This is a genomic window from Streptomyces atratus, assembly GCF_014648655.1.
GTDB lineage: Bacteria > Actinomycetota > Actinomycetes > Streptomycetales > Streptomycetaceae > Streptomyces > Streptomyces atratus.
The window spans coordinates 116206-128923 of record NZ_BMRN01000010.1; the positions used below are offsets into that span (position 1 = coordinate 116206).

Genomic DNA, 12718 nt, shown 5'->3' on the forward strand with positions numbered 1-12718 from the left:
CTTTTTTTGTGATTGTTCAGATCAGCAGTGGGTGTTTGCGCGTTCGTTTGCCGTCACATGCCGATCAATATCGAACACTTATTTTATTTCCCGTGGCGTTCCGGGTCGTGCCTGGTGCCAGCGCCGGAGCAGCCCGTCGGGTACTTCCTCCGCAGTGAGCGCGTAGATCAGATGGTCCCGCCAGGCACCGTCGATGTGGAGATAGCGCGGACGCAGACCTTCCTCGCGGAACCCCAGTTTCTCGACGACCCTTCTGCTGGGCCCGTTCTCCGGCCGAATGCACACCTCGATGCGGTGCAGTCCGACCCTGCGGAAGCAGTGGTCGACCGCGAGGGCGACCGCGGTCGGCATCACACCGCGGCCCGCGACGTCCTGGTCGACCCAGTAGCCGATGTGACCCGAACACATCGAGCCCCAGGTGATCCCGGCGACCGTCAGCTGACCGACCAGACGGCCCTCGTACTCGATGGCGAAGGGCAGCATCCGGCCGGCGGCGGCCTCGGAGCGCAGATGACGGACCATCTGGCGGTAGGTGGGGCGCTGGGCCACCGGGCCGCCCGGGGCGGGCGGCGGCACGGTCGCCTCCCAGGGGCGCAGCCACTCACGGTTGCGTCGGTTGACCTCGCGCCACATGCGCTGGTCGCGCATCTTCACCGGACGGAGGGTGATCTCGCCGTCGTTGAGGACCACCGGCCAGGTCGGGACGTTCAGCTCGGGCTCCCGGGTCGGGGGTGATCGCCGCCGCGAAGCTGGTCGACGGCGTGCACCAGAAGACGTGCGAGGACGGCGAGGCCGTCACGCACCCCGCCGGTGGAGCCCGGCAGGTTCACGATGAGTGTGTGGCCGGCGACACCCGCGAGGCCACGGGAGAGCGCGGCGGTGGGCACCTTGTCGCGGCCTTCGGCACGGATCGCCTCGGGGATGCCGGGGATCTCGTGGTCGAGGACGCGGCGGGTGGCGTCGGGGGTGCGGTCGGTGGGCGAGATGCCCGTACCGCCGGTCGTGACGATGACGTCGTACCCGGCGGCCACCCCGTCGCGCAGCGCCTGTTCGACCGGGTCGCCGTCGGGCACGACCCGGGGGCCGTCGACGGCGAAACCGAGCTGCGTGAGCGCCTCGGAGATCAAGGGGCCGCCCTTGTCCGCGTAGACCCCGGCAAAGGCCCGGTTCGATGCGGTGACGACGAGAGCGGCGTACGGGGCGGTCAGTGCGCCGCCGAGCGGAGGCTCGGCCTGCCGGCCGTCACCGGACTGCCCGGTTCTGGACGCCGCGTCCTCGTCCGGCCCGCCGGGGGGCACCGCGCCGGGCGCGGTCATGCGTCGGCTCCATCCGGTGCGGTGCGCCGGTACTCGCCGGACTTGCCGCCCGACTTCGACTCGACCCGTACGTCCGTGATGACCGCCGCCTTGTCGACCGCCTTGATCATGTCGATCACGGTGAGCGCGGCGACCGAGACGGCGGTCAGGGCCTCCATCTCGACGCCGGTGCGGTCGGTGGTCTTCACCGTGGCGGTGATCTCCACCGCGTCGTCGGCGACGCTCAGGCCGACCTCTACGCCCGAGACGGCGAGCGGGTGGCAGAGCGGGATCAGTTCGGGGGTGCGTTTGGCGCCCATGATTCCGGCGATGCGGGCGGTGGCGAGGGCGTCGCCCTTGGGGACTCCTTCGCCGCGGAGCAGCTCGACGACGCGCGGCGAGACGAGGACCCGGCCGCTCGCGCGGGCCACCCGCGCGGTGACGTCCTTCTCCGAGACGTCGACCATACGGGCCGCGCCCGCCTCGTCGATGTGCGTCAGCCTGTTCTGCGTACTCAACTAACTCCGCCTCGCGGTAGGGCGCCGGTTGCCCGCTCGGCCCGCACCGGGGTGCGGGCCCGGGGCCCGGGGGTGTCCCCGGGAAGGCACAGCGGCAGATACCGTACCGCCACCGCCCGGGGATCAGCGGAGCAGGATCACCTCGGTGTCCGCGCCGGGCTCGGCGGAGATGACGTCCTCGGGCAGCACGATCAGCGCATCCGCCTGGGCGAGAGCGGCGATCAGATGCGATCCGGAGCCGCCGACGGGGGTGACGGTGCCTGCCTCCGCGTCGTACGTACCGCGCAGGAACTGGCGCCTGCCGGACGGCGAGGTGAGTGCCTTGTCGGTGTTCAGCTTGGCCCGGACGGTGGGGCGGTTCACGTCCTGAAGCCCCATCAGGGCGCGGATCGCGGGGCGTACGAACAGCTCGAAGGAGACGTACGACGAGACGGGGTTGCCCGGGAGCGCCAGCAGTGGCGTGTGTTCGGGGCCGATCCAGCCGAAGCCCTGCGGCTTGCCGGGCTGCATGGCGAGCTTGCGGAAGTCGATGCCGCTGCCGGGCTCGTCCTCGTCGCCCACCGACGACAGGGCTTCCTTGACGACGTCGTACGCGCCGACGCTGACGCCTCCGGTGGTGACGACGATGTCGGCGCGGATCAGCTGGTCCTCGATCGTGGCGCGGAGCGTGTCGGCGTCGTCGGTGACGGCGCCGACCCGGTAGGCGATCGCTCCGGCGTCCCGGGCGGCGGCCGTGAGCGCGAAGCTGTTCGAGTCGTAGATCCGGCCGCCGGTCAGCTCCTCGCCGGGCTGCACCAGTTCGCTGCCGGTCGAGATGACGACGACGCGCGGCCGGGGCCGTACCTTCACCGTCGAGCGGCCGATCGCGGCGAGCAGCCCGATCTGCGGCGGTCCGATCACCGATCCGGCGCGCAGGGCCAGATCGCCCGGCTTGACGTCGCTGCCACGGGCCCTGACATGGGCGCGAGCCTCGACGGGGCGGTGCACGCGGACCTCGCCGCCCGCGCCCTCGGGGGCGGCGCGGTGGGCACGCATGGTGTCGGCGGGGCCGCCGCCCGTCCCGCCGTCGGTCCACTCGACCGGGATCACGGCCTCGGCGCCGGCCGGCAGCGGGGCGCCGGTCATGATGCGGGCGGCCTCGCCCGGGCCGACGCTCCGGTCACCGGGCAGCCCGTCGCTGCCCGCCGCGATGTCACCGATGACGGTGAGCACCGCGGGGAACTCCTCGTCCGCGCCCTCGACATCGGCCACACGGACCGCGTACCCGTCCATCGAGCTGTTGTCGAAGGGCGGCAGGGCGATCTGCACGATGACGTCCTCGACGAGGACGCAGCCCTGCGCGTCGTGCAGTTGCAGCTCGATGGGTTCGAGCGGTCGCACTGCGCCGAGAATGTCTGCCAGATGCTCGTCCACCGACCAGATCGTCTTGCTCAAAGTGCTACATCTCCTCGGTGACGTAACTGCGGAGCCAGGTCCGGAAGTCCGGGCCCAGGTCTTCACGTTCGCACGCGAGTCTGACAATGGCACGGAGATAATCGCCCCGGTCACCGGTGTCATAGCGGCGCCCCTTGAAGACGACGCCGTGCACGGGACCGCCGATCTTCTCGTCCTCGGCGAGGAGTTGAAGGGCGTCGGTGAGCTGGATCTCGCCGCCGCGGCCCGGCTCGGTCTTACGCAGTATGTCGAAGACGGCCGGGTCCAGGACATAGCGGCCGATGATGGCGAGGTTGCTGGGCGCCTCGGCCGTGTCGGGCTTCTCGACCAGGCCGGTGACGCGCACCACATCGCCCTGGGCGGTGGGCTCGACGGCCGCGCAGCCATACATGTGGATCTGCTCCGGCGCGACCTCCATCAGCGCGATGACACTGCCGCCCTCGCGCTCCTGGATGTCGACCATGCGGGCCAGCAGCGGGTCGCGCGGGTCGATCAGGTCGTCGCCGAGGAGGACCGCGAACGGCTGGTCGCCGACGTGCGGTGCGGCGCACAGCACGGCGTGGCCGAGACCGCGCGGGTCGCCCTGCCGGACGTAGTGCATGGTGGCCAGGTCGCTCGACTCCTGCACCTTCTGGAGCCGTTCGGCATCTCCCTTGCGGGTGAGCGCGGACTCCAGTTCGTAATTGCGGTCGAAGTGGTCCTCGAGGGGGCGCTTGTTGCGGCCGGTGATCATCAGGACGTCGGAGAGGCCGGCGGTCACCGCTTCCTCGACGACGTACTGGATCGCAGGCTTGTCGACGACAGGCAGCATCTCCTTGGGAGTGGCTTTGGTGGCCGGCAGGAAGCGGGTACCGAGGCCTGCGGCCGGGATGACAGCCTTGCTGATCCTGGGGTGCGACTGAGTCATGCGCAGAACCATAACCGGCGCGTATGGGCGGAAGATGAGACTCCGGTTAACTTTGTACGCCTATATGTGCATACAAGAGATTCAAAGGTGCCCGTTGAACACCGACATGTCCCAAAAGACGCTTCTCAGACGCAAACTGCTGGCCGCGCGGCGCCTTCTGACCAGGGAAGACGTGGAAAACGCCGCGACGGTTCTGTCCCGGGGCGCATTGAGTCTTCCGGAGCTCTCCGGGGCGCGCACCGTCGCCGCCTACGTCTCGGTGGGGAGCGAGCCGGGCACCCGCGCCCTGCTGGACGCGCTGCGTGAGCGGGGCGTACGGGTGCTGCTGCCGGTGCTCCTCGCGGACAACGATCTGGACTGGGCGCCGTACGAAGGAGCCGATCGTCTGGTCCGGGCCGGCCGTGGGCTCCTGGAGCCGGACGGGGAGCGCCTCGGCCCCGACGCGGTCCTGGACGCCGACGCGGTCCTGCTGCCGGGCCTCGCGGTGGACGCGCGCGGCATGCGGCTCGGTCGTGGCGGCGGCAGTTACGACCGGGTGCTGGCCCGGCTCGCCGCGGCGGGGGCGCATCCGGCGCTGGTCGTCCTGCTCTACGACGACGAGGTGGTCGCGCAGGTCCCTGAGGAACCGCACGACCACCCCGTCGACGTGGTGGTGACGCCTGCCGTGATCCGCCGGATGGGCCCTACGGTTTGAGGGTCAGGGTGTCGGTCGTCGACTTGGCGACGGCGTTCGTCCCGAAGGACCAGTCGAGCAGCTCACCGTTGACCCACTTGTCGGTCTGATCGGTGTAGTGCGCGCTGAACGCGTGCCCGGAAGCGCCGGTGAGGTTGATCCAGCGGGACTTGTCCCAGTCCCCCACGTTGACGACCATCCGCATCGACGGAACCCAGACGACGTCGTAGCCGCCCGCCGCGTTCCAGCCGGTGGCGTTCACCGCGGCCTCGCCGCCGCCGAGGTCCCACGGGCCGCGGTTGAGGATCCGCTGGAGCAGACCGGGGCCCTCGGTGCCGAGGGTCTGGTTCTTCAGGGTCAGCTGGTGCAGCCGGCCCCAGCTCCAGGTGCTGATGTCCTTGCCGAGCTTGGCGGTCAGCTCCCAGCGGGCGTCCTCCATGGCACGGGCGAAGAGTTCGTCCCGGTTGTCGGTCGCCTCGTCCCGGCCGCTCGCCGGCGACTTCCACCAGTCACTGTTCCGGTCGTCCATCAGGTCGGCGACGACCTGGTACCAGCGGTCACCGCCGTCCGGCTGCGCCGTGTCCGCATCGCGCCGGCCGCACTCGCGCACCAGCTTGTGCTGCTCGTCGACCGGGCCGGAGGTGTCGGCCCGGGGCACATTGAGGCACTCGCCCTTGACCCGCAGCTCCTTGGGCAGCTTGTCGCCGAAGGCCAGCTTGAGGATGTTGCGCCAGACCGCGTTGAAGTACGCGGCCGCAGCCGAGTCGGGCTCCTGGGTGTAGTCCCAGCCCTCCAGGAGCTTCTGTGCCTCGCGAACGCTCTTGTCCGAGACATTGATCTTCATCAGCTCGGGCACCAGCAGCGCGGCGATCTCGCTGGTGTTGTCCATCTGCATCTTCTGCATGTCTTCGGTCGAGATCTTCCCGCCGTCCTTGATCTTCGCCTCGATGAGGTCGCTGATCCGCTGGCTGCGGGTGCCGTAGCCCCAGTCCTCGGTGAGGAGGTTGGGATAGTCCTCGCCGACGACGGCCTGGTTGGCGGTGACGATGTAGCCGCGCTTCGGGTTGTACTCGTAGGGCAGCTCGTCGAACGGGACCGGGTCCTTCTTCCAGCCGTACGCCGAGGACCAGCCGGGGCTGGGCATCGTTCCGTCGCCCTGGACGCGGACCGGAATCTTCCCGGGGGCCTGATAGCCGATGTTGCCCTTGGTGTCGGCGTAGATGAGGTTCTGCGAGGGAACCTCGAAGTGCTCGGCCGCCGCCTGGAAGCTCTTGAAGTCCTTGGCCCGGTTGAGCTCGAAGACCGCGTCCATGGACTTGCCGGGTTCCAGCGCGGTCCACTTCAGGGCGACCGCGTAGCCGTCGGCCCGGTCCGGAGCCGCGTTGGCGACGGGGGCCTTCTGGCCGACCTTCTCCAGCTCGCTGCTGCGGTCGGAGACCAGCGGACCGTTGTTGGTCTCGCGGATGGTGATCTCCCGGCTCTTGCCGCCCGCGACCTTGATGGTCTCCTTGCGGACGGTGAACGGCTTGACCTTGCCGTCGTAGAGATAGCCGTCGGTGGAGACCTTCTCCAGGAAGAGGTCGGTGACGTCCGCCCCGAGGTTGGTGAAGCCCCAGGCGATGTCCTGGTTGTGGCCGATTATCACGCCGGGCATGCCGGAGAAGGTGTAGCCGGCGGTGTCGTACTGGCACTTCGCCGTGATCTCGCGGCAGTGCAGCCCCATCTGGTACCAGAGCGAGGGCAGCTGCGGCGCCAGGTGCGGGTCGTTGGCGAGCAGCGGCTTAGTGGTCGTCGTGTATTTGCCGGAGACCACCCAGGAGTTGGACCCGATGCCGTTGCCGTTCGGGCCGAGCAGCGCCGGGATCTGGTCGAGCGTGTCGGAGAGCGAGGAGAGCTGGGTGTTCACGCCCTCGGTGGCGCCCTGCACGGTGTCCGAGCCGAGGCCGGACGACGACGGCGTCGCGTCCGGGTCGAACTTCCCGGTGACCGAGGAGATCGCGCCCCCGTCGACGATCGGCTTGTGCTTCTTGTACGGGTAGGGCGGGTAGAGGTCCTCGATCTGCTTCGCGTCGAGCCTGCTGGTCATCAGCGAGCGGTCGATCTCTTCCTGCATGTTGCCGCGCAGGTCCCAGGCCATCGCCTTGAGCCAGGCGACCGAGTCGACCGGGGTCCACTCGGCCGGCTTGTAGTCGTTGGTGAGGCCGAGGGCGGCGTACTCGACGGAGATGTCCTTGCCGTCGCGCCCCTTGAGGTAGGCGTTCACGCCGTCCGCGTACGCCTGGAGATTCTTCTTGGTGTCCGTGGACAGGACGTTGTCGTACTCCTCCTGTGCGATCTTGCGCCAGCCGAGCGTGCGCAGGAAGGAGTCCGTCTCGACCTGTCCGGAGCCGAACATCTCGGAGAGCCTGCCCGCCGTCATGTGGCGGCGGACGTCCATCTCCCAGAAGCGGTCCTGCGCCTGCACGAAGCCCTGGGCGCGGAAGAGGTCGGCATCGGAGTCCGCGTACAGCTGCGGGATTCCGTAGCTGTCGCGCTTGACGTCGACGTTGCCGTCGAGGCCGTCGAGCTTGATGGAACCGGTCGTCTGCGGGTACGAGGCCCGCACGGTCGATACGGACCAGAACGCGCCGTAGCCGATACCCGCGACAAGCGCCAGCACCAGAACGATCACGATCAGGCGGGCACGTCGCCCCTTCTTCCTGCCGGTCTTCGCACCGGCGGAACCGGTGGTGCCGGAAGAGGCGGTTGTGTTGGCGGGCATCGCTGTCCTTCGAGGGGCAGGTGGTCCTGGGAGTGCAGGAGCAACCATAGGCGCAGCGCCTGCACGGCTCTGACGCGGCATCGGCATGGCTCGAATTGCGCAGCGATCGTACGAATGATCGAGCGCGTCAAGAAAGCGTTAAAGATTAGGTAAGGTAACGAAGTATGGGCCGCCAACGGCCGATGCCGAGGGTCGAATTCGGCAGGCGTACGCAGGGAAGGAACGGCCACTGACTGTCCACACGCTCAACGAACTCCTGCTCGTCTGCTCACTCGTCCTGCTCGTCGCCGTGGCGGCGGTGCGCATCTCGTCCCGCAGCGGGCTCCCCAGCCTGCTCCTGTACCTCGGCATCGGGATCGCCATAGGGCAGGACGGCATCTTCGACGTCAAGTTCAACAATGCGGAACTGACTCAGGTGATCGGCTATGCCGCACTTGTCGTGATCCTCGCCGAGGGCGGCCTGGGCACGAAGTGGAAAGAGATCAAACCCGCACTGCCGGCTGCCGCGATGCTCTCGATCGTCGGCGTCGCTGTGAGCGTCGGCGTCACCGCGGCCGGGGCACACTACCTGGTCGGCCTGGACTGGCGGCAGTCGCTGATCATCGGCGCGGTCGTCTCGTCGACGGACGCCGCCGCGGTCTTCTCCGTGCTGCGCAAGGTGCCGCTGCCCGCTCGGGTCACCGGGGTACTGGAGGCCGAGTCCGGCTTCAACGACGCGCCCGTCGTGATCCTCGTGGTGGCCTTCTCCACCAGGGGACCGGTGGAGAGCTGGTATGTACTGGTCGGCGAGATAGCCCTGGAGCTCGCGATCGGTGCGGCCGTCGGTCTCGCCGTCGGCTGGCTCGGCTCGTTCGGACTGCGTCATGTGGCACTGCCCGCGTCCGGTCTGTATCCGATCGCCGTGATGGCGATCGCGGTGTCCGCGTACGCGGCGGGCGCCCTGGCCCACGGCAGCGGCTTCCTCGCCGTCTATCTGGCCGCGATGATCCTCGGCAACGCCAAACTGCCGCACTGGCCCGCCACCCGCGGCTTCGCCGACGGGCTCGGCTGGCTGGCCCAGATCGGCATGTTCGTGCTGCTCGGACTCCTGGTCACCCCGCACGATCTGTACGACGACTTCTGGCCCGCGGTCATCGTGGGACTGGTACTGACCGTGGTGGCACGTCCGCTGGAGGTCTTCATCTCGCTGGCGCCGTTCCGGCTGCCCTGGCAGGAGAAGGCGTTCATGTCCTGGGCGGGGCTGCGCGGCGCCGTACCCATCATCCTGGCGACCATTCCGATGGTGTCCGGAGTCGAGGGCTCCACCCGGGTCTTCAACATCGTCTTCGTGCTCGTCGTGGTGTACACCCTCATCCAGGGACCGACCCTGCCCTGGATGGCGAAGGCCCTGAAGATCGCCGACGATCCGGCCGAGGCCGCCGACCTGGGCATCGAGTCGGCGCCGCTGGAGCGGCTGCGCGGCCATCTGCTGTCGGTGGCGATCCCCGGGAAGTCGAAGATGCACGGCGTGGAGGTCGGGGAGCTGCGGCTGCCCGCCGGGGCCGCGGTCACCCTGGTCGTACGGGACCAGAAGAGCTTCGTACCGGCGCCGTCGACCGTGCTGCGGCGCGGCGACGAACTGCTGGTGGTCACCACCGACCCGGTGCGCGACGCGGCGGAGGAGCGGCTGCGCGCGGTCGGCGAGGGCGGCAAGCTCGCGGGCTGGCTCGGGACGAGCGGCAGCGGTGGCAAGAGCCTTGCAGGGCCTCACGTGGCACATGACGTTGCGCACGCGCTGAAGGCCGCGAAGAAGCTGGGGAGGGCCGACGGGCCGAAAACGCATCGCTGAGAGGATCGCGAGGGCTGCGCGCTGTCGATCCGAGGCGGGGGTGGGCTCCTTGCGCACAATCAGAGGTGTGCAAGGACGTCCACCTGTATCATGAAGGAAACCTGATCGGCCTCCGTAGTGGGGTCGGCCAACCCGATCGACCAACCCGAACGACCAACTCTGCCTGATGCAGAGCTGGCGCGACCGTATGGCGGTCGTGGCGTCCTCCGCCTCTGCTGAGCGCCCGGCATCTACCGCAGTTCCGCGCGAAGAGGACAGCTCTCGGCAGCACCCGCACGAGCCTGCACCACCTGTGCCGGTCCGGACCTGCGGGAGCTCGGCCACCAGGCGGCAGAAAGGCATGGACCGTGGCGTCCACGGTCTCCGACCGCCCCGGTTACGGGCAGTTGCTGCGCACCCCCGGTGCGTGGACGTTTCTCCTGCCGGGCTTCGCCGCACGGCAGCCGTTCGCGATGCTGACAATCGGCATCGTGCTACTGGTTCAGCACACCACCGGCTCTTACGGCAGCGCGGGCTCCGTCGCTGCCGTGACCGGTGTCTCCATGGCCCTGTTCGCACCGCAGACCGGCAAACTCGCCGACCGTTTCGGCCAGCGCGCCGTGCTGCTGCCCGGTGTCCTGGTGCACGCGGCGTCCGTGTCGGCGCTCACGGCGCTGGCGCTGGCGGACGCGCCCCTGTGGGCCCTGTTCACGGCGGCCGTGCCGACCGGTGCGTCCGTTCCGCAGATCGGCCCGATGGTGCGGGCCCGCTGGGCGGCCGTACTGGGCGCGGCACCGGGCCGCAAGGCCTCACCGCTGATGTCCACCGCGGCCGCCTTCGAATCGGTGACGGACGAGTTCACCTTCGTCATCGGCCCGGTGCTCGCCACCGCACTGTGCACGGGAGTGCACCCGGCGGCCGGTCTGATCACGGAGGCCGGGCTGACCTTGGCCGGTGGACTGCTCTTCGCCGCGCAGCGCCGCACACAGCCCGCGGTGCGCAGCACCGAGTCCGGTACCTCCCGGCGGCATGTGTCCGCCCTGTCCGTACCGGGTGTACGAGTGCTCGCGGTGGCCTTCCTGGGCATCGGCGCGGTCTTCGGCGGCATGCAGGTCTCGCTGACCGCCTTCGCCGAGGAGATCGGCCGGCCCGGCGCGAACGGTCTGCTGTACGGGGTCTTCGCGGCCGGCAACATGCTGGCCGGGATCGCCTGCGGCGCCATTGCCTGGAAGAGCGGGCCGCGGCGGCGTCTGATCGTCGGGTACGCGGCGCTGACCCTGACCGCGTCCGGACTGTGGGCCGTGCACTCCGTGCCCCTGCTGGCCGGGCTCGGACTGCTGGTCGGACTCTCCATCGCCCCGGCCCTGATCAGCGGCTACACGCTCGTCGAGGCGCTGGTGCCGGGGTCCGCCCGGACCGAGGCGTTCACCTGGCTGACGGGCTCGGTCGCCCTCGGCCAGGCGGCCGCGGTGACGGTCGCCGGGCGGCTCGCCGACGCCCACGGCGCGAGCACCGGTTTCGTGGTGCCGCTGGTGGGAACCGTACTGGCGCTGGTCACCCTGGTGTCACTGCGTTCGCGACTGACACCGGCCCGCGCGACCATCACGGCCGCACGCGGCACGGTTCACCGCGACCCTGTCGCGGCCGGAGAATGACGATTCATACGCTCGCATCAGCGGAATACGTCAGTGTGACCCCTCCGCCACATCATGTGGCAGCTTTTCACTCGGGCCGACGGCCCTCATGACGGCCGAGCCCTGACCGCTGCCCTCCGGGCAGGTGACAGACATAACTGCAAACAGCGGCCCGTAGCAGCTACCATTGACGACTGTTAGCACTCATCGAGTGAGAGTGCCAGGAGGAAGACAAGTGCCGACCTATCAGTACCAGTGCACCGAATGTGGCGAGGGCCTCGAGGCGGTGCAGAAGTTCACCGACGATGCCCTGACCGTGTGCCCGAGCTGCGAAGGACGCCTGAAGAAGGTGTTCTCGGCGGTCGGCATTGTCTTCAAGGGGTCCGGTTTCTACCGGAACGACAGCCGTGGCTCCTCGTCGAGCAGCACGCCGACGTCGGCCTCGGCGAAGGCGTCCGGTTCCGCTTCGTCCGATTCATCGTCGTCGAAGGGATCGGACACGAAGTCGTCCGCTTCCTCCTCGTCCGCCGCGTCTTCCTCTTCTTCGTCCTCTTCGTCCTCTTCGTCTTCGACGAGTGGCACGTCGGCCGCCTGAGCCGAACCGCACTTCCCCGAGGACCCCGCCGATCCGACCGGCGGGGTCCTCGGCGTTTTCCCGCGCCGCTAGTGTGATCGCATGGCGAACGCAGAGATCGGTGTCATCGGCGGCTCGGGCTTGTACTCCTTCTTGGAGGACGTCACGGAGGTGCGTGTGGACACCCCGTACGGACGGCCGAGCGACTCTCTGTTCCTCGGCGAGGTCGGCGGCCGCCGGGTCGCCTTCCTGCCCCGCCACGGACGCGGCCACCATCTGCCGCCGCACCGCATCAACTACCGGGCCAACCTGTGGGCGCTGCGCTCCGTCGGCGTACGTCAGGTGCTCGGCCCGTGCGCGGTGGGCGGCCTGCGTCCGGAGTACGGGCCGGGCACCCTGCTCGTGCCCGACCAGTTGGTGGACCGCACCAAGGCCCGGACGCAGACGTACTACGACGGGGAGATCCGGGCCGATGGCGCGGAGTCGAACGTCCTGCATCTGGGCTTCGCCGACCCGTACTGCCCCGATGGGCGCAGGGCCGCGCTGGCGGCGGCTCGCGCGAAGAGCTGGGAGCCGGTGGACGGCGGGACGCTGGTGGTGGTCGAGGGGCCGCGCTTCTCGACCCGGGCCGAGTCGCGCTGGCATGCGGCGATGGGCTGGTCGGTGGTCGGGATGACCGGGCACCCGGAGGCGGTCCTCGCCCGTGAACTGGGCCTCTGCTACACGACGATGACGCTGGTGACGGACCTCGACGCGGGTGCTGAGGCCGGGGAGGGCGTCTCGCACGGGGAGGTCCTGAAGGTGTTCGCGGCCAACGTGGACCGACTGCGCGCGGTGCTCTTCGACGTGGTGGCCGCGCTGCCTGCGCAGGCGGACCGCGACTGCCCGTGCTCGCATGCGCTGGACGGGCTCGAGACGGGGATCGAGCTTCCTTAGCGGGGTGGGTGACGGTTGCGGCATGGGTGGGTGACGGGGTTATCCACAACGCCGGGGCCGTCCACAGGCCTCGGCGGGAAACTCGTGGCCGGTGGATCGTGAGGGGTGTTCGCCCGAAACTCTTCACGGCAGGTGGTGTTGGCCATGTTCCCGTCGTCCCAGTCGTCCCAGTCGTCCCA

General features: G+C 69.3%; 11 protein-coding genes. 5 read left to right on the forward strand and 6 right to left on the reverse strand.

The window, feature by feature from the left end; translation table 11 throughout:
• Positions 1–78 precede the first annotated feature (78 nt).
• The 5 genes from IEZ15_RS19105 to galU all read right to left on the reverse strand — a co-directional run bounded on the left by IEZ15_RS19105 (position 79) and on the right by galU (position 4154).
• Entirely contained in the window at positions 79–690 is a 612-nt protein-coding gene (locus tag IEZ15_RS19105; protein WP_114245014.1) for a GNAT family N-acetyltransferase, read from the reverse strand.
• A gap of 17 nt (positions 691–707) precedes the next feature.
• Positions 708–1316 carry a MogA/MoaB family molybdenum cofactor biosynthesis protein gene (locus tag IEZ15_RS19110; RefSeq protein ID WP_373302583.1) on the reverse strand — a complete coding sequence of 203 codons (609 nt, stop codon included), beginning with the start codon at positions 1314–1316 and terminating at the stop codon, positions 708–710.
• On the reverse strand, positions 1313–1813 hold the full coding sequence (gene moaC, locus IEZ15_RS19115) for a cyclic pyranopterin monophosphate synthase MoaC (RefSeq protein WP_189278334.1): 501 nt from the start codon (positions 1811–1813) through the stop codon (positions 1313–1315). The genes IEZ15_RS19110 and moaC overlap by 4 nt, the downstream gene beginning before the upstream one ends.
• 123 nt (positions 1814–1936) lie before the next feature.
• Positions 1937–3247, reverse strand: coding sequence for a molybdotransferase-like divisome protein Glp (gene glp, locus IEZ15_RS19120; protein WP_189278336.1), 1311 nt, complete (start codon positions 3245–3247; stop codon positions 1937–1939).
• Positions 3248–3251: 4 nt separating this feature from the next.
• The gene (galU, locus tag IEZ15_RS19125; protein WP_114249083.1) at positions 3252–4154 is read right to left on the reverse strand and encodes a UTP--glucose-1-phosphate uridylyltransferase GalU; all 903 of its coding nucleotides are present in this window, start codon (positions 4152–4154) and stop codon (positions 3252–3254) included.
• Positions 4155–4260: 106 nt separating this feature from the next.
• On the opposite strand from galU, the gene IEZ15_RS19130 reads away from it, so the two are divergent.
• Entirely contained in the window at positions 4261–4848 is a 588-nt protein-coding gene (locus IEZ15_RS19130; RefSeq protein WP_189278338.1) for a 5-formyltetrahydrofolate cyclo-ligase, read from the forward strand.
• Here IEZ15_RS19130 and IEZ15_RS19135 read toward each other — a convergent pair.
• On the reverse strand, positions 4838–7588 hold the full coding sequence (locus IEZ15_RS19135; RefSeq protein ID WP_189278341.1) for a penicillin acylase family protein: 2751 nt from the start codon (positions 7586–7588) through the stop codon (positions 4838–4840). The two genes, IEZ15_RS19130 and IEZ15_RS19135, sit on opposite strands and share 11 nt — an antisense overlap.
• 289 nt (positions 7589–7877) lie before the next feature.
• Here IEZ15_RS19135 and IEZ15_RS19140 point away from each other — a divergent pair, with 289 nt between their 5' ends.
• The 4 genes from IEZ15_RS19140 (at position 7878) to IEZ15_RS19155 (ending at position 12539) form a co-directional block, all read left to right on the forward strand.
• Entirely contained in the window at positions 7878–9416 is a 1539-nt protein-coding gene (locus tag IEZ15_RS19140) for a potassium/proton antiporter (protein ID WP_229845966.1), read from the forward strand.
• Between the two features lie 347 nt (positions 9417–9763).
• The gene (locus IEZ15_RS19145; protein WP_114245018.1) at positions 9764–11050 is read left to right on the forward strand and encodes an MFS transporter; all 1287 of its coding nucleotides are present in this window, start codon (positions 9764–9766) and stop codon (positions 11048–11050) included.
• 214 nt (positions 11051–11264) lie between these two features.
• The gene (locus IEZ15_RS19150) at positions 11265–11624 is read left to right on the forward strand and encodes an FmdB family zinc ribbon protein (protein ID WP_114245019.1); all 360 of its coding nucleotides are present in this window, start codon (positions 11265–11267) and stop codon (positions 11622–11624) included.
• 81 nt (positions 11625–11705) lie between these two features.
• Positions 11706–12539: an S-methyl-5'-thioadenosine phosphorylase gene (locus tag IEZ15_RS19155; protein WP_189278343.1), complete on the forward strand. Its 834-nt coding sequence runs from the start codon at positions 11706–11708 to the stop codon at positions 12537–12539.
• Positions 12540–12718 lie beyond the last annotated feature (179 nt).

Bases quoted from the DNA above. Each gene is read 5' to 3' on its own strand.
- IEZ15_RS19110 (WP_373302583.1), bottom strand. From the start codon at position 1,316: ATGACCGCGCCCGGCGCGGTGCCCCCCGGCGGGCCGGACGAGGACGCG.
- IEZ15_RS19155 (WP_189278343.1), top strand. From the start codon at position 11,706: ATGGCGAACGCAGAGATCGGTGTCATCGGCGGCTCGGGCTTGTACTCC.
- galU (WP_114249083.1), bottom strand. From the start codon at position 4,154: ATGACTCAGTCGCACCCCAGGATCAGCAAGGCTGTCATCCCGGCCGCA.
- IEZ15_RS19135 (WP_189278341.1), bottom strand. From the start codon at position 7,588: ATGCCCGCCAACACAACCGCCTCTTCCGGCACCACCGGTTCCGCCGGT.
- IEZ15_RS19130 (WP_189278338.1), top strand. From the start codon at position 4,261: ATGTCCCAAAAGACGCTTCTCAGACGCAAACTGCTGGCCGCGCGGCGC.